Consider the following 17,335-nt stretch of genomic DNA (forward strand, 5'->3'; position numbering starts at 1 on the left):
TCACGATGAGGGCAGGCGTCCATTGAGACGAGGCTGTTTTGCAAGGAGTCTAGATGAGTGTGGATAGCGCCTACGCGGTCGAGTTGAAGGGGCTTACCTTCAAGCGCGGTTCGCGCAGCATTTTCAGCAATGTCGACATCCGCATCCCGCGCGGCAAGGTCACTGGCATCATGGGGCCATCGGGGTGCGGCAAGACCACCCTGTTGCGCCTGATGGGCGCGCAGCTGCGGCCTTCGAGTGGCGAAGTCTGGGTGGCCGGGCAGAACCTGCCGAGCTTGTCGCGCGGCGATCTGTTCGATGCGCGCAAGCAGATGGGCGTGCTGTTCCAGAGCGGTGCGCTGTTCACTGACCTCGATGTGTTCGAGAACGTCGCCTTCCCGCTGCGGGTGCATACCCAGCTGTCGGAAGAGATGATCCGCGATATCGTCCTGATGAAGCTGCAGGCCGTGGGCTTGCGCGGCGCCATCGACCTGATGCCCGATGAACTGTCCGGTGGCATGAAGCGCCGGGTAGCCCTGGCCCGGGCTATTGCCCTGGATCCGCAGATTCTCATGTACGACGAGCCGTTCGTCGGCCAGGACCCGATCGCCATGGGCGTATTGGTGCGCCTGATCCGCCTGCTCAACGATGCCCTGGGCATCACCAGCATCGTCGTCTCCCATGACCTGGCCGAGACCGCGAGCATTGCCGACTACATCTACGTGGTCGGTGATGGCCAGGTGCTGGGGCAGGGCACCCCGGACGAACTGATGGGCTCGGACAATCCGCGCATCCGCCAATTCATGAAGGGCGACCCTGACGGCCCGGTACCTTTCCACTTTCCTGCGCCTGACTACCGCGCCGATCTGCTGGGGACGCGTTGATGCGCAGAAGATCCTTACTCGAACGAATCCGCCTGCTCGGGCGCTCGGCCATCGACGTGGTGGCGGTGCTGGGGCGCTCTTGCCTGTTCCTGTTTCATTCGCTGATTGGTCGTGGCGGCATTGGCGGCGGCTTCCAGCTGCTGGTCAAGCAGCTGTATTCGGTGGGCGTGCTGTCGCTGGCGATCATCGTTGTCTCCGGCGTGTTCATCGGCATGGTGCTGGCGCTGCAGGGCTACAGCATCCTGACCAAGTACGGCTCCGAGCAAGCGGTAGGGCAGATGGTTGCGCTGACCTTGCTGCGCGAGCTGGGGCCGGTGGTCACCGCCTTGCTGTTCGCCGGGCGTGCCGGTTCTGCGCTGACTGCCGAGATCGGCAACATGAAGTCCACCGAGCAACTGTCGAGCCTTGAAATGATTGGCGTCGACCCGCTCAAGTACATCGTTGCGCCACGCCTGTGGGCTGGCTTCATCTCGCTGCCGTTGCTGGCGCTGCTGTTCAGCGTGGTCGGCATCTGGGGTGGTTCGTGGGTCGCGGTCGACTGGCTGGGCGTCTACGAGGGCTCGTTCTGGGCCAACATGCAAAACAGCGTTTCCTTTACCGACGACGTGCTCAACGGCCTGGTGAAAAGCCTGGTGTTCGCCTTCGTCGTGACCTGGATTGCCGTATTCCAGGGGTATGACTGCGAGCCCACCTCAGAAGGGATCAGCCGTGCCACCACCAAGACCGTGGTCTATGCCTCGTTGGCAGTCCTGGGTCTGGACTTTATTCTGACCGCCTTGATGTTTGGAGATTTCTGATGCAAAACCGCACCCTGGAAATCGGTGTCGGCCTGTTCCTCCTGGCCGGGATCCTGGCGTTGCTGCTGCTGGCCCTGCGTGTCAGCGGGCTGTCCGCCAGCCCGAGCAGCGATACCTATAAAGTTTATGCCTACTTCGACAATATCGCCGGTTTGACGGTCAGAGCTAAAGTGACCATGGCCGGTGTGACCATCGGCAAGGTCACGGCCATCGATCTGGACCGTGATTCCTATACCGGTCGGGTGACCCTGCAGCTGGACAAAAATGTCGACAACCTGCCAGTCGACTCCACTGCCTCGATCCTGACCGCAGGTTTGCTCGGTGAGAAGTACATCGGTATCAGCGTGGGCGGTGAAGAAGAGGTGCTCAAAGATGACAGCACTATCCATGACACCCAGTCGGCGCTGGTCCTGGAAGATCTGATTGGCAAGTTCCTGCTCAATACGGTTGGCAAAGAACCGAAAGAAGCCACCCCAGCTAATCCAGCTAATTAAGGAGTTTCCATGATCTCGATCCTGCGACGCGGCCTGTTGGTCCTGCTGGCGGCCTTCCCCCTGCTGGCCCTGGCTGCCCCGGGGCAGTCTGCCCGTGAGGTGATCCAGACCACCACCAATCAACTGCTGAGCGATCTGAAGGCCAACAAGGAGCAGTACAAGGCCAGCCCCCAGGCCTTCTACGACGCGCTCAACAGCAACCTTGGCCCGGTAGTCGATGCTGACGGCATCTCCAAGAGCATCATGACCGTCAAGTACTCGCGCAAGGCCACGCCTGAGCAGATGCAGCGCTTCCAGGAAAACTTCAAGCGCAGCCTGATGCAGTTCTATGGCAATGCGTTGCTCGAATACAACAACCAGGGCATCACCGTTGACCCGGCCAAGGGTGAAGAGGGTGATCGCACCAGCGTTGGCATGAAGGTCACTGGCAACAATGGCGCGGTCTATCCCGTGCAGTACACCATGGTCAAGCTGGGCGGCGAGTGGAAAGTGCGTAACGTCATCGTCAATGGCATCAACATAGGCAAGCTGTTCCGTGACCAGTTCGCCGATGCCATGTCGCGCAACGGCAACAATCTGGACAAGACCATCGACGGCTGGGCTGGCGAAGTCGCCAAGGCCAAGCAAACCGCCGACAGCTCGCCGGATAAGGAAGTGCAATGAGCGAAGCCGGCGTGAGCATGACCGAACCAGGCGTTCTGCGCCTGGCCGGGGTGCTGGATTACCGCAGCGGCCCGGCCCTGCGCAAGGAAGGCAAGGCGCTGATCGTCGCCAGTGGCGAGCAACGCCTGGTCCTGGACTGCTCGCAAGTGGTCAAGTCCAGCAGCGTTGGCTTGTCCCTGCTGCTGGCGTTCATGCGTGATGCCCAGGCGGCTGGCAAGTCCTGGGAGCTGCGCGGCATGCCCGATGACATGCGCGAAATCGCCGAGGTCTATGACCTGGATGAAGTATTGGCGGGCTGATTGCCCGACAAGGTGAAAGGCCCCTCGGTCAGCGTGTCCGTTCATGGGCTTCGCAGGCGAGGGGCTTTTTTGTATGATGGCCGACCCGCGCGCACAGGGCGCCGATTGAGGTTGAGCATGCAGGCCGTAGAAGTTAAGAGTTTTCTTGAAGAGAAATTGCCGGGAACCCAAGTCGAAGTTGAGGGTGAAGGCTGCAACTTCCAGTTGAACGTGATCAGCGACGAGCTGGCCGGCCAGAGCCCGGTAAAGCGTCAGCAGGCGATCTATGCTCACCTGAATCCGTGGATTGCCGATGGCAGTATCCACGCGGTAACCATGAAATTTTTCAGCAGCGCAGCCTGGGCTGAGCGCACCTGAGCCTACTTGGCGGCGAGATTCCTATGGACAAACTGATTATTACTGGCGGCGCTCGTCTTGATGGCGAGATCCGCATTTCCGGGGCGAAGAACGCCGCCCTGCCGATTCTTGCAGCGACCCTGCTGGCCGATGGCCCGGTCACCGTCGGCAACCTGCCGCACCTGCACGACATCACCACCATGATCGAGCTGTTCGGTCGCATGGGCATTGAGCCGGTGATCGACGAGAAGCTGGCGGTGGAAATCGATCCACGCACCATCAAGACCCTGGTCGCGCCGTACGAGCTGGTGAAGACCATGCGCGCCTCGATCCTGGTGCTGGGCCCGATGGTCGCCCGTTTCGGCGAGGCCGAAGTGGCCCTGCCTGGCGGTTGCGCGATTGGCTCGCGTCCGGTCGACCTGCACATCCGCGGCCTGGAAGCCATGGGCGCGAAGATCGAAGTCGAAGGCGGCTACATCAAGGCCAAGGCGCCTGAAGGCGGCCTGCGTGGCGCGCACTTCTTCTTCGATACCGTCAGCGTCACCGGTACCGAGAACATCATGATGGCCGCTGCCCTGGCCAAGGGCCGCAGCGTGCTGCAGAACGCCGCGCGCGAGCCGGAAGTGGTCGACCTGGCCAACTTCCTGATCGCCATGGGCGCCAACGTCCAGGGCGCTGGCACCGACACCATCACCATCGATGGCGTCGAGCGTCTGCACTCGGCCACCTACCGGGTCATGCCTGACCGTATCGAAACCGGCACCTACCTGGTGGCCGCTGCCGTCACTGGCGGCCGGGTCAAGGTCAAGGACACCGATCCGACCATCCTCGAAGCGGTCCTTGAGAAACTCAAGGAAGCTGGCGCCGACATCACCACCGGCGAAGACTGGATCGAGCTGAACATGCACGGCAAGCGGCCGAAAGCCGTCAACCTGCGTACCGCGCCGTACCCAGCGTTCCCGACCGACATGCAGGCGCAGTTCATCTCGCTCAACGCCATTGCCGAAGGCACCGGCGCAGTGATCGAGACGATCTTCGAAAACCGCTTCATGCACGTCTATGAAATGCACCGCATGGGCGCCCACATCCAGGTCGAGGGCAACACCGCCATCGTCACTGGCGTGCCAGCGCTCAAGGGTGCACCGGTCATGGCTACCGACCTGCGTGCTTCCGCCAGCCTGGTGCTGTCGGCCCTGGTCGCCGAAGGCGATACCCTGATCGATCGCATCTACCACATCGACCGTGGTTATGAGTGCATCGAGGAAAAACTGCAGATGCTCGGCGCCAAGATCCGCCGCGTTCCGGGTTAATCTGTGACAGGCGCAGGGATGCGCCTACCGAATTTCAAGCGGCCAGGTCACCGACCTGGCTGGCTATAGCCGCTTAAGGACCGACGTTTTCCATGTTGACCATCGCGCTATCCAAAGGCCGAATCCTCGACGATACCCTGCCATTGCTGGCCGAGGCCGGTATCGTGCCGACCGAGAATCCGGACAAGAGCCGCAAGCTGATCATCCCCACGACCCAGGACGACGTGCGCCTGCTGATCGTGCGCGCCACCGACGTGCCGACCTATGTCGAGCATGGTGCCGCCGACCTCGGGGTGGCCGGTAAGGACGTGCTCATGGAGTACGGTGGCCAGGGTCTGTACGAGCCGCTGGACCTGCAAATCGCCCGCTGCAAGCTGATGACCGCTGGTGTGGTCGGTGCGCCCGAGCCCAAGGGCCGGCTGCGTGTGGCCACCAAGTTCGTCAACGTAGCCAAGCGCTACTACGCCGAGCAGGGCCGTCAGGTCGATATCATCAAGCTGTACGGTTCGATGGAGCTGGCCCCGCTGATCAACCTCGCCGACAAGATCATCGACGTGGTCGACACCGGCAATACCCTGCGCGCCAACGGCCTGGAGCCCCAGGACCTGATCGCCACGGTAAGCTCGCGCCTGGTCGTCAACAAAGCCTCCATGAAGATGCAGCACGCACGCATCCAGACACTGATCGACACGCTGCGCAAAGCGGTCGAATCGCGACACCGCGGCTGATTCCTGCGCGCGACCTTCGCTGTCGCGCCCGTCTATCCGCGTCATAGCCAATTTTTCTCAGGTGCCCGCGCGGATCGACTGGTAGCCTAGGGCGCCTGAGCATTCGCTAATAATCGAGGCCCTCGCCATGACCGTGTCCACTGCTATTGCCCGTCTCAACGCCGCTGATCCGGATTTCGCCCGACATCTGGATCATCTGCTGAGCTGGGAGAGTGTGTCCGATGACGCGGTCAACCAGCGTGTGCTCGACATCATCAAGGCAGTGCGCGAACGCGGTGACGCCGCGCTGGTGGAGTTCACCCAGCGTTTCGACGGCGTCAATGCCACCTCCATCGATGACCTGATCCTTGGCCGTGAGCGCCTGGAGCTGGCCCTGACCCGCATTACCCCGGCCCAGCGCCAAGCGCTGGAAAAGGCCGCCGATCGCGTGCGTATGTACCACGAGCGGCAGAAGCAGGACTCCTGGCAGTACACCGAAGCTGACGGCACTGTGCTCGGCCAGAAAGTCACGCCGCTGGACCGCGCAGGCTTGTACGTGCCAGGCGGCAAGGCTTCGTACCCCTCCTCGGTGCTGATGAACGCCATCCCGGCCAAGGTCGCAGGCGTTGCCGAAGTGGTGATGGTGGTGCCGACCCCGCGCGGCGAGCTCAATGAGCTGGTGCTGGCAGCGGCCTGCATCGCTGGTGTCGACCGGGTGTTCACCGTCGGTGGCGCCCAGGCGGTAGCGGCGCTGGCCTATGGCACCGAGAGCGTGCCGCAGGTGGACAAGATCGTTGGCCCCGGTAACATCTATGTCGCCACTGCCAAACGGCATGTGTTCGGCCAGGTCGGTATCGACATGATTGCTGGCCCGTCGGAAATCCTCGTGGTCTGCGATGGCCAGACCGATCCGGACTGGATCGCCATGGACCTGTTCTCCCAGGCCGAGCACGATGAAGACGCCCAGGCCATTCTGGTCAGCCCCGATGGCGAGTTCCTCGACCGCGTGGCGGCGAGCATCGACAAACTGATGCCGACCCTGGAGCGCGCCGAGATCATCGAGAAATCGATCAACGGCCGTGGCGCGCTGATTCGGGTGCGCGACATGCAGCAGGCGATTGAAGTGGCCAACCGCATCGCGCCTGAGCACCTGGAGCTGTCGGTGGCCGATCCGCAGGCCTGGCTGCCGCAGATTCGCCATGCCGGCGCGATCTTCATGGGCCGTCACACCAGCGAAGCCCTGGGCGACTACTGCGCAGGCCCCAACCACGTGCTGCCAACTTCCGGCACTGCGCGCTTTTCCTCGCCGCTGGGGGTGTATGACTTCCAGAAGCGTTCATCGATCATCTTCTGCTCCGAGCAGGGCGCATCCGAGCTTGGCCAAACCGCCTCGGTGCTGGCCCGTGGCGAGTCGCTGACTGCCCACGCCCGTAGCGCCGAATACCGCATCCTTGCCGACAAGAAGGGGAACTGAGCATGAGTAAATTCTGGAGCCCCTTCGTCAAGGACCTGGTGCCTTACGTGCCGGGCGAGCAGCCGAAGCTGACCAAGTTGGTCAAGCTCAACACCAACGAGAACCCCTATGGCCCATCGCCCAAGGCGCTGGAGGCCATGCGTGGTGAGTTGAACGACAACCTGCGCCTGTACCCGGACCCTAACGGCGACCGGCTCAAACAGGCCGTCGCCGAGTACTATGGGGTCAAGCCGCAGCAGGTATTTGTCGGCAACGGTTCGGACGAGGTGCTCGCGCACATCTTCCACGGCCTGTTCCAGCACGGCGCGCCGCTGTTGTTCCCCGATGTCAGCTACAGCTTCTATCCGGTGTACTGCGGCTTGTATGGCATCCCCTTCGAGCAGGTGCCACTGGATGAGCAGTTCCAGATCCGCATCGAGGACTACCAAAAGCCCAACGCCGGGATCATCTTCCCCAACCCCAACGCACCGACCGGCTGCTTGATGCCGCTGGCGGTGGTTGAGCAGCTGCTGCAGGCCAATCCCGACTCGGTGGTGGTGGTCGATGAGGCCTACATCGATTTTGGCGGCCAGACCGCCATCAGCCTGGTCGACCGCTACGACAACCTGCTGGTCACCCAGACCCTGTCCAAGTCGCGTTCGCTGGCAGGCCTGCGGGTGGGTCTGGCAGTTGGCCACCCAGACCTGATCGATGCGCTGGAGCGGATCAAGAACAGCTTCAACTCCTATCCGCTCGATCGCATGGCGATTGTCGGTGCGGCGGCAGCGTTCGAAGACCGTGCTTATTTCGAACAAACCTGCCGCAAGGTGATCGACAGCCGCGAACTGCTGGTCGAGCAATTGCAGGGCAAAGGCTTCGAAGTGTTGCCATCGGCGGCCAACTTCATCTTCGCCCGCCATCCGCAGCAGGATGCCGCAGAACTGGCAGCACGCCTGCGCGAGCAGGGCGTGATCGTGCGGCACTTCAAGCAAGCGCGCATCGCTCAGTTCTTGCGGATCACCATTGGCACGCCGCAAATGAACCAGGCGCTGATCGATGCCTTGAGCTGATCGCTCGCCCGCTCTACCTACCGGCCTGTTCACGGCCGGTAGGCTTGTTACTGCCTTAGTCCCGCCTTCCTTTCATCGCTCAAGCTCAGCGCCATCCATGCCGATGAATAGCGTTTTCGGCGACCTTGTCTGTGCGGGTTGGCCTTGGATCACCAGGCTGAACACCAGCGCGGTCACGGCCACCAAAGCAATCACTATGGCCAGGCCTCTGTGGTCACGCATCACTCATTTCTCGCTGACGAACGGTAGGCGAAGCGTCACAAAGCCCTTCCGGCCGCGCAACTAGCAATATTACCAGGTGGTTTTCAGGGGCCAGTGTGCTGGAGTAGACTCTAAGAATTCGTAGGATGATTGGGTGAGTGGGCATGGCAACTGAATTAGTCCGTCGCTCCTTGGTGGAAATGGCCGTGGAGCAGCTGCGTGAACGCATCCTCGACGGCGTGTGGACGGTGGGCCAACGTCTGCCGACCGAACCTGAGTTGGCCGCTGAGCTGGGCATCAGCCGCAATACCGTGCGCGAGGCGATGCGGGTGTTGGCGTTCAGTGGCTTGGTGGAAATTCGCCAGGGCGATGGCAGCTACCTGCGTACCGCCCAAGACCCATTGCAGGCAGTGCAGGCGATGTCCCGCTGCACGCCGGAGCAGGCCCGTGAGACGCGGCATATTCTGGAGGCCGAAGCCATTGGCCTGGCGGCCCTGCGCCGCAGCGAAGCGGATTTGCAAGGTCTGCGCGAGGCGCTCAAGGGCAGCGAGGCGCACTTTCATGCCGACCTCGACGCTTACATCGCCTGTGACCTGGTGTTCCACCAGCGCCTGGTCGACGCTGCGCACAACCCAGCGCTGAGTGAGCTGTACCGCTATTTCTCTGGCGTGGTTGCGGCTGCGTTGCAGCGCAACATGAGCGCCGTCCCCCGTTGCCAGTCGGTGTTCGACCTGCATGAGCAGATCCTCGACGCCATCGAGCAACGTGATCCGGAGCGGGCCAAGCGCCTGAGCCGGACCCTTATCGAATCCTGAAAACGAGAAGCCCCATGGCCGAACAACTGACGCGCACTTCCCCTGCCCATGAGCCGGAGCTCGATGAACTGCTGATCGACGCCGAGGCCGATGATGAGCAGGTTCAACAGCAACCGGTGGTGCTGCAGCGCCCCTGGCTCCTGCTGTTGGGCCTGGTCCTGGTGGCCCTGAACCTGCGCCCGGCCTTGTCGAGCATGGCGCCGGTGCTGGGGCAGGTGTCCGAGGGGCTCGGTCTGAGTGCTTCGGCAGCAGGTTTGCTGACCACCTTGCCGGTGCTGTGCCTGGGCTTGTTCGCGCCACTGGCGCCGGTACTGGCGCGCCGCTTTGGCAGTGAGCGGGTGATCCTCGGCATTCTCCTGACCCTGGCCCTGGGCATCGTGGTACGCAGCGCGTTTGGTGCAATCGGGGTGTTCCTCGGCAGCCTGATGGCAGGCGCCAGCATCGGCATTATCGGGGTATTGCTGCCTGGCATCGTCAAGCGCGATTTCCCTCAGCAGGCCGGTACACTGACCGGCGTCTACACCATGGCGCTGTGCCTGGGCGCGGCCATGGCCGCCGGCGCCACGGTGCCGTTGAGCCAGCATTTTGCTGGGAGCTGGGCAATGGGCCTGGGCTTCTGGATGATCCCGGCGTTGTTGGCCATGCTGGTCTGGTTACCGCAGGCACGCCAGGGCCATGGCGCCCACAAGGTGGCCTACAAGGTGCGCGGCCTGTGGCGCGACCCGCTGGCCTGGCAGGTTACGCTGTACATGGGCCTGCAATCGTCGCTGGCGTACATCGTCTTTGGTTGGTTGCCGTCGATCCTGATCGGTCGTGGCCTGAGCCCGACCGAGGCCGGGTTGGTGCTGTCGGGATCGGTGATCGTGCAGTTGATCAGTTCGCTGAGCGCGCCGTGGCTGGCGACGCGTGGCAAGGATCAGCGGCTGGCCATCGTGATCGTCATGTTGGTGACCTTGGCGGGCCTGTTCGGCTGCCTGTATGCGCCGCTGTCAGGGCTGTGGGGCTGGGCGGTGCTACTGGGCCTGGGGCAGGGCGGTACCTTTGCCTTGGCGCTGACGCTGATCGTGCTGCGCTCAAAAGACGCGCACGTCGCTGCCAACCTGTCGAGCATGGCCCAAGGCGTGGGTTACACCCTGGCCTCGATGGGGCCGTTCGCGGTGGGCCTGGTGCATGATCTGACCGGCGGCTGGGCGGCGGTGGGGTGGATCTTTGCCGTGCTGGGCACCGGGGCGATTGTATTTGGCCTGAAAGCCGGGCGTGCGCAGCATGTGCAAGTGGTCAGCGAGCGGGTTTAGCGGTTGTCGGTGCCGGCCCTATCGCGGGACAAGCCCGCTCCCACGTAGAGCGGGCTTGTCCCGCGATAGGGGCGACGCAGAAAACATTCATGACTCAAATGGGCATGGCATTGCGCCGCAACGCAGATTATCGTTCAGCTCTTGAGCCCCAGGACGGACACCCCCATGAGCGACGCCAACCAAGCCCTGATCACCCGCTTCTACCAGGCCTTCCAGCGCCTCGATGCCGAAGCGATGGTGGCCTGCTACAGCGCTGATGTCGAATTCAGCGACCCGGTCTTCGGCACCTTGCGCGGCCAGGATGCCGGCGACATGTGGCGTCTGCTCACCACTCGCGCCAAGGATTTCAGCCTGACCTTCGATCAAGTGCGTGCCAACCAGGACCGCGGCTGCGCGCATTGGGTGGCCACCTACCTGTTCAGCCAGACCGGCCGGGTGGTGATCAACGATATTCAGGCACGCTTCGTCATTCGCGACGGCCTGATCAGCCAGCACCACGACAGCTTCGACCTCTGGCGCTGGTCACGCCAGGCCCTGGGCATGCCAGGGGTGCTGCTGGGCTGGTCGCCGATGTTGCAGAACAAGGTTCGCCAACAGGCGTTCAAGGGTTTGCGGGCGTTTCAGCAGGCGCGTTGAGCGGGTAAGCTTGGCGCCTTCCCGTTGGCTTGAATACATCCGTGAGCGAGACTGCTATCACACAGCCCGGCATCCCCCCGTCTGCCAAGCCCTGGTACGTCTACCTGGTGCGCGCCGCCAATGGCTCGCTGTACTGCGGCATCAGCGACGATCCACAGCGGCGTTTTCTCAAGCACCAGAAAGGTCAGGGCGCGCGCTACTTCAAGACCAGCCCGGCGCAGGCGCTGGTGTATGTCGAGCAATGGCCAGACAAGGCCGAAGCGTTGCGCCAGGAGCGGCTGGTGAAGAAGCTGCGCAAGTCTGCCAAGGAGGCCCTGGTGGCCTCCTGGCCAGGTCTTAGTCGGTGCGACGCTTGAGCTGATCGATCAGCTGGGTCGGCAGGCCCTTGATGATCAGCGTGCCTGCTTCTTCGTCATATTCCACTTTCGAACCCAGCAGGTGAGCCTCGAAGCTGATCGACAGGCCCTCGGCGCGCCCGGTGAAGCGGCGGAATTGGTTGAGCGTGCGTTTATCGGCTGGAATTTCCGGCGACAGGCCGTAGTCCTTGTTGCGGATGTGATCGTAGAACGCCTTGGGGCGGTCTTCGTCGATGAGGCTGGAAAGCTCTTCCAAGGTGACCGGCTCGCCCATCTTGGTCTGGCTGGTGGCGTAGTCGACCAGGGTCTGGGTCTTCTCGCGCGCCGACTCCTCAGGCAGGTCTTCGCTTTCAACGAAGTCGCTGAACGCCTTGAGCAGGGTGCGGGTCTCGCCGGGGCCATCGACGCCCTCCTGGCAGCCGATGAAGTCGCGGAAGTACTCCGAGACCTTCTTGCCGTTCTTGCCCTTGATGAACGAGATGTACTGTTTGGAAGCCTGGTTGTTCTGCCATTCGGACAGGTTGATCCGCGCCGCCAGGTGCAGTTGGCCCAGGTCCAGATGGCGAGAGGGGGTCACGTCGAGCTCGGCGTTGACCGCCACGCCGTCGCTGTGGTGCAGCAGGGCGATGGCCAGGTACTCGGTCATGCCTTGCTGGTAGTGAGCGAACAGCACATGGCCACCGGTGGAGAGGTTGGACTCTTCCATCAGTTTTTGCAGGTGCTCGACGGCGATCCGGCTGAAGGCGGTGAAGTCTTTTTCTTCACTCAGGTACTGCTTGAGCCAGCCACTGAACGGGTAGGCGCCGGACTCGCCGTGGAACAATCCCCACGCCTTGCCTTGCTTGGCGTTGTAGCTGTCGTTGAGGTCGGCCAGCAGGTTTTCGATGGCGTCCGATGCGCCCAGCTCGTTATCCCGTGCATGCAGCACGGCGGGGCTGCCATCAGGCTTCTTGTCGATCAGGTGAACGATGCAATGACGGATTGGCATGGAAATCTCGGAGGTTGGAGCACGCGTGGCGATGGCCAAGGGTGCGCTGTGCAAAGTCGATCAGTTTAACCCAGAGATTGGGTGATGCAGTGGCCAGAAGTTGGCGTAAATGGCGGTTGTTCGTTTTTTGTTCGATTTTTTGCGTTTTCGGGGTAAACCCCCGAAAAACCTGCATAAAAACCAAGCTGGCAGCGGATATTTATCTATTCCTGTGGTAGCTTTGCGCGGTCTTGCGCCCCTTGAATGGCGCATTGCTGGCAGATCGCTTGCGTCGTGTCGAACCAAACGCCGATTTTCGTATCTACATACGCGATTGGCGCGGCCCGCCGGACAGTTTCGGGCTGGCCCGATAACGACGTAGCACGCTGCATAACCTCTGAATTTTTAGGGAAGGAACACCACAATGGCACTGACCAAAGACCAACTGATTGCCGACATCGCCGAAGCAATCGACGCGCCAAAAACCACCGCTCGCAATGCTCTGGAGCAACTGGGCCAGATCGTTGCTGACCAGCTGGAAAACGGCGCTGAGATCACCCTGCCAGGCATCGGCAAGCTGAAAGTCACCGAGCGTCCTGCCCGTACCGGCCGCAACCCTTCGACTGGCGCTGCCATCGAAATCGCTGCCAAGAAAGTCGTCAAGTTCGTACCTGCCAAGGTCCTGACCGACGCCGTCAACAAGTAATTGTCGACGCTTGCGTAAAACCGCGCCCGGCTTGCCCGGACGCGGTTTTTTTACGCCTGCGTTTTACCCTGGCGCTGGGCATGCCAGGCCTGGCGCGCGGCATCGTCGTGAAAGCTCCAGGCAACCATGCGGCTCTGCTTCTGGCCTTGGCCCATCTCGATGACCCGCACCGCTTTGGCGGCGGCTTTCTTCAGGGCCACTTCGATGCCTGGCAGATTGCTCGCCTTGGACACCAGGCTGGTGAACCACAGCACCTGATGGCCACAGGCAGCGCTCTCGGCGATCAACTGGGTGACGAAGCGAATCTCGCCGCCTTCGCACCACAGCTCATTGTTCTGCCCACCAAAATTGAGCACCGGCAGCTTGCGCTTGGGGTCCTGCTTGCCGAGGTTTTTCCACTTGCGTTGACTACCGCGGGTGGCTTCGTCGCGCGAGCTGTGGAAGGGCGGATTGCTCAGGGTGATATCGAAGCGTTCGTCTGCCTGCAGCAAGCCGCTGAGGATGTGCTTGCTGTTGCTCTGCTGGCGCAGGCTGATGGCTTTATTGAGACCGTTGGCCTGGACGATGGCTTTGGCCGAGGCCAGGGCTATCGGGTCGATGTCCGAGCCGAGGAAGCGCCAACGGTAGTCGCTGTGGCCGAGCAGCGGATAGATGCAGTTGGCACCTACGCCAACGTCCAGGGCACGTACCTGGGCGCCACGCGGGATCTCGCCAGCATTGTCTTCGGCAAGCAGGTCGGCCAATACGTGGATGTAATCGGCGCGGCCTGGAATCGGTGGGCACAGGTAGTCGGCTGGGATGTCCCAGTGCTGGATGCCGTACTGGGCCTTGAGCAGGGCGCGGTTGAACACCCGTACCGCTTCAGGGTTGGCGAAGTCGATGCTGGGCTTGCCGTAGGGGTTGGTGATGGTGAAGCGGGCCAGGTCCGGGTGCGCCTTGATCAGGCTGGGGAAGTCATAGCGGCCCTGGTGGCGGTTGCGCGGGTGCAGGGTGGGTTTGTCGGTCATAGGGGTGTCCTGTGTAAAGCATCGCGGGGCAAGCCCGCTCCCACGCCTTCACTCCATACCGGAGCGGATGCGTGGGAGCGGGCTTGCCCCGCGATGGCCTCACTGAGGTTTAGAGCGCGGCAATCCGCGCATGCTGCTCGGTGAAGTTGGCCAGCGCCTGCTCGGCTTCAGCCAGCTTGGCGCGTTCCTTGTCGATTACCGCAGGCGGTGCCTTGTCGACGAAGGCGGCGTTGGACAGCTTGCCGCCAACGCGTTGCACTTCACCTTGCAGACGCTGGATTTCCTTGTTCAGGCGAGCCAGCTCGGCGTCCTTGTCGATCAGCCCGGCCATTGGCACCAGCACCTGCAGATCGCCAACCAGTGCGGTGGCCGACAGTGGCGCTTCGTCCTGTTCGCCGAGCACGGTGAACGACTCGACCTTGGCCAGCTTCTTGAGCAGCGCTTCGTTTTCTTGCAAGCGACGCTGGTCGTCGGCATTGGCGTTCTTGAGGAACAGCGGCAGCGGTTTGCCTGGGCCAATGTTCATCTCGGCGCGAATGTTACGCAGACCGACCATCAACTGTTGCAGCCACTCGATGTCACCTTCGGCCGCTACGTCGATGCGGCTGTCGTTGGCCACGGGCCATGGTTGCAGCATGATGGTCTTGCCGTCGATGCCTGCCAGCGGCGCGATGCGCTGCCAGATTTCTTCGGTGATGAACGGCATGAACGGGTGGGCCAGGCGCAGGGCCACTTCCAGCACGCGTACCAGGGTGCGACGGGTGCCGCGGGCGCGCTCGACCGGGGCGTTTTCGTCCCACAGGACCGGCTTGGACAGCTCCAGGTACCAGTCGCAGTACTGGTTCCAGATGAACTCGTACAGGGCCTGGCTGGCCAGGTCGAAGCGGAACTGCTCGAGCTGACGGGTCACTTCAGCTTCGGTGCGCTGCAGCTGCGAGATGATCCAGCGGTCGGCCAGCGACAGCTCGTAGGCCTCGCCGTTCTGGCCGCAGTCTTCGCCTTTGTCCAGCACGTAGCGGGCGGCGTTCCAGATCTTGTTGCAGAAGTTGCGGTAGCCTTCGACGCGGCCCATGTCGAACTTGATGTCGCGGCCGGTGGAGGCCAGCGAGCAGAAGGTGAAGCGCAGGGCGTCGGTGCCGTAGCTGGCGATGCCTTCGGGGAACTCGGCCTTGGTCTGCTTGGCGATCTTCTCGGCAAGCTTGGGCTGCATCATGCCGCTGGTGCGTTTTTCTAGCAGGGCGTCGAGGGTGATGCCATCGACGATGTCCAGCGGGTCAAGCACGTTGCCCTTGGACTTGGACATCTTCTGGCCCTGGCCGTCGCGCACCAGACCGTGGACGTAGACGGTCTTGAACGGAACCTGCGGAGTGCCGTCCTCGTTCTTCACCAGGTGCATGGTCAGCATGATCATCCGGGCGACCCAGAAGAAGATGATGTCGAAGCCGGTGACCAGCACGTCGGTGGAGTGGAATTTCTTCAGGAACTCGGTCTGCTCCGGCCAGCCGAGGGTGGAGAAGGTCCACAGGCCGGAACTGAACCAGGTGTCGAGCACGTCGTCGTCCTGGCGCAGGACCACGTCGCTGCCCAGGTTGTGCTTGGTACGCACTTCTTCCTCGTTGCGGCCAACGTAGACCTGGCCGGCCTCGTCGTACCACGCCGGGATCCGGTGGCCCCACCACAGCTGACGGCTGATGCACCAGTCCTGGATGTCACGCATCCACGAGAAGTACATGTTTTCGTACTGCTTGGGCACGAACTGGATGCGGCCGTCTTCCACAGCGGCGATGGCAGGTTCTGCCAGCGGCTTGGTGGAGACATACCACTGGTCGGTCAGCCACGGCTCGATGACGGTGCCGGAGCGATCGCCTTTCGGCACTTTCAGCGCGTGGTCATCGACGCTGACCAGCAGGCCCTGGGCATCGAGGTCGGCAACGATCTGCTTGCGCGCGACGAAGCGGTCGAGGCTGGCGTATTGCGCTGGCAGGCTGGTGTCGATCTGTTCGTTGACGCTGCCGTCGAGGTTGAAGGCCTGGGCACTGGCCAGCACCAGGGCGTTCTTGTCGAAGATGTTCAGCAGCGGCAAGTTATGGCGCTTGCCGACTTCATAGTCGTTGAAGTCGTGGGCTGGGGTGATCTTCACGCAGCCGGTGCCGAATTCCGGGTCGCAATAATCGTCGCCGATGATCGGGATCAGGCGGCCGACCAGCGGCAGCTTGACGAACTTGCCGATCAGGGCCTGGTAGCGCTCGTCATTCGGGTTGACCGCGACCGCAGCGTCACCCAGCAGGGTTTCCGGACGGGTGGTGGCCACGACCAGGTAGTCCTTGCCATCGGCAGTCTTGGCGCCGTCGGCCAGCGGGTAGCGCAGGTTCCACAGGTGACCTTTCTCGTCGTGGTTTTCCACTTCCAGGTCAGAGATGGCGGTGTGCAGCTTGGTGTCCCAGTTGACCAGGCGCTTGCCGCGGTAGATCAGGCCGTCTTCGTGCAGGCGGACGAAGGCTTCCTTGACCGCGTCGGACAGGCCGTCGTCCATGGTGAAGCGCTCGCGGCTCCAGTCGACCGACGAACCCAGGCGGCGGATCTGCCGGCTGATGTTGCCACCGGACTGCTCCTTCCACTCCCAGACCTTCTCCAGGAACTGCTCGCGGCCCAGGTCATGACGGTTCTGGCCCTTGGCCTCCAGCTGGCGCTCGACCAGCATCTGGGTGGCGATACCGGCGTGGTCGGTGCCTGGCTGCCACAGGGTGTTGCGACCCTGCATGCGGCGGAAACGGATCAGGGCGTCCATGATCGCGTTGTTGAAACCGTGGCCCATGTGCAGGCTGCCGGTCACGTTCGGTGGCGGGATCATGATGGTGTAGGACTCGCCTGCACCTTGTGGGGCGAAATAGTTCTCGGACTCCCAGGTGTTGTACCAGGAAGTTTCGATGGCGTGCGGCTGGTAGGTCTTATCCATGCGCGGCGGGACCCTTAGGCATTAATTCGGGAAAGCCGAGAAGTATAACGGAGCCGTAGGTTTCAGGCGACAAGCTGCTGGGGTCTTGTTATGCAGGTCTGGCCCTATCGCGGGGCAAGCCCGCTCCCACGCAGGCTTGTCCATTGACAAGGCGCTAGAACAGGCGCTCTTCCCACGCAGGCTTGTCCATTGACAAGGCGCTAGAACAGGCGCTCTTCCCACGCAGGCTTGTCCATTGACAAGGCGCTAGAACAGGCGCTCTTCCCACGCAGGCTTGTCCATTGACAAGGCGCTAGAACAGGCGCTCCTCCCACGCAGGCTTGTCCATTGACAAGGCGCTTGAGCAGGCGCTCCTCCCACGCAGGCTTGGCATTGACAAGGCGTGGGAGCGGGCTTGCCCCGCG

General features: G+C 62.4%; 19 protein-coding genes. 15 read left to right on the plus strand and 4 right to left on the minus strand.

The window, feature by feature from the left end; genetic code table 11:
* The first annotated feature begins 53 nt into the window (after nucleotides 1-53).
* The 10 genes from HU737_RS01545 (at nucleotide 54) to hisC (ending at nucleotide 7,992) form a co-directional block, all read left to right on the plus strand.
* The gene (locus HU737_RS01545; protein WP_186554015.1) at nucleotides 54-863 is read left to right on the plus strand and encodes an ATP-binding cassette domain-containing protein; all 810 of its coding nucleotides are present in this window, start codon (nucleotides 54-56) and stop codon (nucleotides 861-863) included.
* Nucleotides 863-1,660 carry a lipid asymmetry maintenance ABC transporter permease subunit MlaE gene (gene mlaE, locus HU737_RS01550; RefSeq protein ID WP_186554014.1) on the plus strand — a complete coding sequence of 266 codons (798 nt, stop codon included), beginning with the start codon at nucleotides 863-865 and terminating at the stop codon, nucleotides 1,658-1,660. The genes HU737_RS01545 and mlaE overlap by 1 nt, the downstream gene beginning before the upstream one ends.
* A complete protein-coding gene (mlaD, locus tag HU737_RS01555) occupies nucleotides 1,660-2,154 on the plus strand; it encodes an outer membrane lipid asymmetry maintenance protein MlaD (RefSeq protein WP_186554013.1) in 495 nt (164 codons plus the stop codon). Before mlaE ends, mlaD begins: the two co-directional genes overlap by 1 nt.
* Nucleotides 2,155-2,163: 9 nt before the next feature.
* A complete protein-coding gene (locus tag HU737_RS01560) occupies nucleotides 2,164-2,817 on the plus strand; it encodes an MlaC/ttg2D family ABC transporter substrate-binding protein (protein ID WP_186554012.1) in 654 nt (217 codons plus the stop codon).
* Nucleotides 2,814-3,116 (plus strand): STAS domain-containing protein, encoded by a 303-nt coding sequence (locus tag HU737_RS01565; protein ID WP_186554011.1) that lies wholly within the window; start codon nucleotides 2,814-2,816, stop codon nucleotides 3,114-3,116. Before HU737_RS01560 ends, HU737_RS01565 begins: the two co-directional genes overlap by 4 nt.
* 117 nt (nucleotides 3,117-3,233) lie before the next feature.
* Nucleotides 3,234-3,473, plus strand: a complete 240-nt coding sequence (locus HU737_RS01570; RefSeq protein ID WP_186554010.1) for a BolA family protein — start codon at nucleotides 3,234-3,236, stop codon at nucleotides 3,471-3,473.
* 23 nt (nucleotides 3,474-3,496) lie between these two features.
* A complete protein-coding gene (murA, locus tag HU737_RS01575; protein ID WP_186554009.1) occupies nucleotides 3,497-4,762 on the plus strand; it encodes a UDP-N-acetylglucosamine 1-carboxyvinyltransferase in 1,266 nt (421 codons plus the stop codon).
* Between the two features lie 92 nt (nucleotides 4,763-4,854).
* On the plus strand, nucleotides 4,855-5,490 hold the full coding sequence (gene hisG, locus HU737_RS01580) for an ATP phosphoribosyltransferase (RefSeq protein ID WP_186554008.1): 636 nt from the start codon (nucleotides 4,855-4,857) through the stop codon (nucleotides 5,488-5,490).
* Between the two features lie 127 nt (nucleotides 5,491-5,617).
* A complete protein-coding gene (gene hisD, locus HU737_RS01585; RefSeq protein WP_186554007.1) occupies nucleotides 5,618-6,943 on the plus strand; it encodes a histidinol dehydrogenase in 1,326 nt (441 codons plus the stop codon).
* Between the two features lie 2 nt (nucleotides 6,944-6,945).
* The gene (gene hisC / locus HU737_RS01590; RefSeq protein ID WP_186554006.1) at nucleotides 6,946-7,992 is read left to right on the plus strand and encodes a histidinol-phosphate transaminase; all 1,047 of its coding nucleotides are present in this window, start codon (nucleotides 6,946-6,948) and stop codon (nucleotides 7,990-7,992) included.
* Between the two features lie 72 nt (nucleotides 7,993-8,064).
* Here the strand turns inward: hisC and HU737_RS01595 are convergent, their stop codons facing one another.
* Complete coding sequence (locus HU737_RS01595; RefSeq protein WP_186554005.1) at nucleotides 8,065-8,214, minus strand: hypothetical protein; 150 nt, start codon at nucleotides 8,212-8,214, stop codon at nucleotides 8,065-8,067.
* A 143-nt stretch (nucleotides 8,215-8,357) separates the two neighbouring features.
* Between HU737_RS01595 and HU737_RS01600 the strand changes: the two genes are divergently transcribed.
* The 4 genes from HU737_RS01600 to HU737_RS01615 all read left to right on the plus strand — a co-directional run bounded on the left by HU737_RS01600 (nucleotide 8,358) and on the right by HU737_RS01615 (nucleotide 11,295).
* A complete protein-coding gene (locus HU737_RS01600) occupies nucleotides 8,358-9,008 on the plus strand; it encodes a FadR/GntR family transcriptional regulator (protein WP_186554004.1) in 651 nt (216 codons plus the stop codon).
* Between the two features lie 14 nt (nucleotides 9,009-9,022).
* Entirely contained in the window at nucleotides 9,023-10,303 is a 1,281-nt protein-coding gene (locus HU737_RS01605; RefSeq protein ID WP_186554003.1) for a CynX/NimT family MFS transporter, read from the plus strand.
* Nucleotides 10,304-10,468: 165 nt separating this feature from the next.
* On the plus strand, nucleotides 10,469-10,939 hold the full coding sequence (locus HU737_RS01610; RefSeq protein WP_186554002.1) for a nuclear transport factor 2 family protein: 471 nt from the start codon (nucleotides 10,469-10,471) through the stop codon (nucleotides 10,937-10,939).
* A 41-nt stretch (nucleotides 10,940-10,980) separates the two neighbouring features.
* The gene (locus HU737_RS01615; protein WP_405129850.1) at nucleotides 10,981-11,295 is read left to right on the plus strand and encodes a GIY-YIG nuclease family protein; all 315 of its coding nucleotides are present in this window, start codon (nucleotides 10,981-10,983) and stop codon (nucleotides 11,293-11,295) included.
* Here the strand turns inward: HU737_RS01615 and yejK are convergent.
* Nucleotides 11,276-12,283, minus strand: coding sequence for a nucleoid-associated protein YejK (yejK, locus tag HU737_RS01620; RefSeq protein WP_186554001.1), 1,008 nt, complete (start codon nucleotides 12,281-12,283; stop codon nucleotides 11,276-11,278). The genes HU737_RS01615 and yejK overlap by 20 nt on opposite strands.
* Nucleotides 12,284-12,686: 403 nt before the next feature.
* On the opposite strand from yejK, the gene HU737_RS01625 reads away from it, so the two are divergent.
* On the plus strand, nucleotides 12,687-12,968 hold the full coding sequence (locus HU737_RS01625) for an HU family DNA-binding protein (protein WP_186554000.1): 282 nt from the start codon (nucleotides 12,687-12,689) through the stop codon (nucleotides 12,966-12,968).
* A 50-nt stretch (nucleotides 12,969-13,018) separates the two neighbouring features.
* On the opposite strand, the gene rlmF is transcribed toward HU737_RS01625, so the two are convergent.
* Both rlmF and HU737_RS01635 read right to left on the minus strand, forming a co-directional pair.
* Entirely contained in the window at nucleotides 13,019-13,975 is a 957-nt protein-coding gene (gene rlmF / locus HU737_RS01630; protein ID WP_186553999.1) for a 23S rRNA (adenine(1618)-N(6))-methyltransferase RlmF, read from the minus strand.
* A gap of 109 nt (nucleotides 13,976-14,084) precedes the next feature.
* Nucleotides 14,085-16,931, minus strand: coding sequence for a valine--tRNA ligase (locus HU737_RS01635; protein ID WP_186553998.1), 2,847 nt, complete (start codon nucleotides 16,929-16,931; stop codon nucleotides 14,085-14,087).
* Nucleotides 16,932-17,335 lie beyond the last annotated feature (404 nt).

The organism is Pseudomonas urmiensis (assembly GCF_014268815.2).
In the GTDB taxonomy this organism is placed as follows: Bacteria; Pseudomonadota; Gammaproteobacteria; order Pseudomonadales; family Pseudomonadaceae; genus Aquipseudomonas; species Aquipseudomonas urmiensis.

What these genes read in the sequence shown, in the direction of transcription:
- hisC (WP_186554006.1), top strand. Translation starts at nt 6,946, where the DNA reads ATGAGTAAATTCTGGAGCCCCTTCGTCAAGGACCTGGTGCCTTACGTG.
- mlaD (WP_186554013.1), top strand. Translation starts at nt 1,660, where the DNA reads ATGCAAAACCGCACCCTGGAAATCGGTGTCGGCCTGTTCCTCCTGGCC.
- murA (WP_186554009.1), top strand. Translation starts at nt 3,497, where the DNA reads ATGGACAAACTGATTATTACTGGCGGCGCTCGTCTTGATGGCGAGATC.
- yejK (WP_186554001.1), bottom strand. Translation starts at nt 12,283, where the DNA reads ATGCCAATCCGTCATTGCATCGTTCACCTGATCGACAAGAAGCCTGAT.
- HU737_RS01600 (WP_186554004.1), top strand. Translation starts at nt 8,358, where the DNA reads ATGGCAACTGAATTAGTCCGTCGCTCCTTGGTGGAAATGGCCGTGGAG.
- HU737_RS01565 (WP_186554011.1), top strand. Translation starts at nt 2,814, where the DNA reads ATGAGCGAAGCCGGCGTGAGCATGACCGAACCAGGCGTTCTGCGCCTG.
- hisG (WP_186554008.1), top strand. Translation starts at nt 4,855, where the DNA reads ATGTTGACCATCGCGCTATCCAAAGGCCGAATCCTCGACGATACCCTG.
- HU737_RS01605 (WP_186554003.1), top strand. Translation starts at nt 9,023, where the DNA reads ATGGCCGAACAACTGACGCGCACTTCCCCTGCCCATGAGCCGGAGCTC.
- HU737_RS01595 (WP_186554005.1), bottom strand. Translation starts at nt 8,214, where the DNA reads ATGCGTGACCACAGAGGCCTGGCCATAGTGATTGCTTTGGTGGCCGTG.
- HU737_RS01635 (WP_186553998.1), bottom strand. Translation starts at nt 16,931, where the DNA reads ATGGATAAGACCTACCAGCCGCACGCCATCGAAACTTCCTGGTACAAC.
- HU737_RS01545 (WP_186554015.1), top strand. Translation starts at nt 54, where the DNA reads ATGAGTGTGGATAGCGCCTACGCGGTCGAGTTGAAGGGGCTTACCTTC.
- mlaE (WP_186554014.1), top strand. Translation starts at nt 863, where the DNA reads ATGCGCAGAAGATCCTTACTCGAACGAATCCGCCTGCTCGGGCGCTCG.
- HU737_RS01570 (WP_186554010.1), top strand. Translation starts at nt 3,234, where the DNA reads ATGCAGGCCGTAGAAGTTAAGAGTTTTCTTGAAGAGAAATTGCCGGGA.
- HU737_RS01560 (WP_186554012.1), top strand. Translation starts at nt 2,164, where the DNA reads ATGATCTCGATCCTGCGACGCGGCCTGTTGGTCCTGCTGGCGGCCTTC.
- rlmF (WP_186553999.1), bottom strand. Translation starts at nt 13,975, where the DNA reads ATGACCGACAAACCCACCCTGCACCCGCGCAACCGCCACCAGGGCCGC.
- hisD (WP_186554007.1), top strand. Translation starts at nt 5,618, where the DNA reads ATGACCGTGTCCACTGCTATTGCCCGTCTCAACGCCGCTGATCCGGAT.
- HU737_RS01625 (WP_186554000.1), top strand. Translation starts at nt 12,687, where the DNA reads ATGGCACTGACCAAAGACCAACTGATTGCCGACATCGCCGAAGCAATC.
- HU737_RS01610 (WP_186554002.1), top strand. Translation starts at nt 10,469, where the DNA reads ATGAGCGACGCCAACCAAGCCCTGATCACCCGCTTCTACCAGGCCTTC.